The organism is Corallococcus sp. CA053C (genome assembly GCF_003611675.1).
In the GTDB taxonomy this organism is placed as follows: domain Bacteria; phylum Myxococcota; class Myxococcia; order Myxococcales; family Myxococcaceae; genus Corallococcus.
This window is the reverse complement of the sequence record NZ_RAWA01000825.1, coordinates 1-743: the sequence shown is the minus strand read 5'-3', so window position 1 is coordinate 743 and position 743 is coordinate 1. Positions and strand designations below refer to the sequence as shown.

The window sequence follows — 743 nt, the reverse complement described above, 5'->3', positions numbered from 1 at the left end:
CCCCAGCACGATGAGCCCCGCCTGCGTGGCCGCCGCCACCCGCGCGGCCCGGAAGCGCCGCGTCCACAACAGCGCGAAGGCCGCCACCGCCGCCACCGCCGTGCCCACGTGCAGCGCCAGCGCATAGGACGTCTGCGACAGCCCCGTCCACACCCGGGGCGCCCCCTCCCGCGACAGCAGCAGCGCGGCGAAGGCCAGCGGGAACAGCAGCCCGCCCGTCACCAGCGCGCGGCGCCGGAAGTCCTCCGCCAGCGCGGGCGTGTGCGCCTCATGCGTGAGGTACACCGCCGCCAGGAACGCGAACAGCCCCAGCGTCAGCACGCCCACCGACAGCGCGAACGGCGACGTCCACGACGCGAAGAACCCGCTCACCACCGCGTGCCCCTGCATGCGGATGGCGTCGCTCGCCACCGCGCCCACGCACATGCCCAGCAGCAGCGGCGCCACCACGCTCGCCCCGCTGAAGAGCACGCCCCAGCGGCGCTCCACCGCGTCGCCCCGCGTGTCGTAGGCGCGGAAGGTGAACGCCGTGCCCCGGAACACGATGCCCAGCACCAGCAGCGTCAGGGGCACGTGCAAGGCCACGCTCAGCGCCGCGAAGGCGCGCGGAAAGCCGCTGAACAGCAGCACCAGTCCGACGATGAGCCAGACATGGTTCACCTCCCACACCGGACCGATGGCGCGGGCAATGAGCGCGCGCTGCTCCGCCTTGCGAGGCCCCATCGCCAGCAGGTCCCACACCC

At 74.0% G+C, this 743-nt stretch carries 1 protein-coding gene; it reads right to left on the bottom strand.

The annotated features are described in order from the left end of the window. The coding region (locus tag D7V97_RS43420; protein WP_147445278.1) for a cytochrome d ubiquinol oxidase subunit II at positions 1-743 on the bottom strand (743 nt) is incomplete at both ends.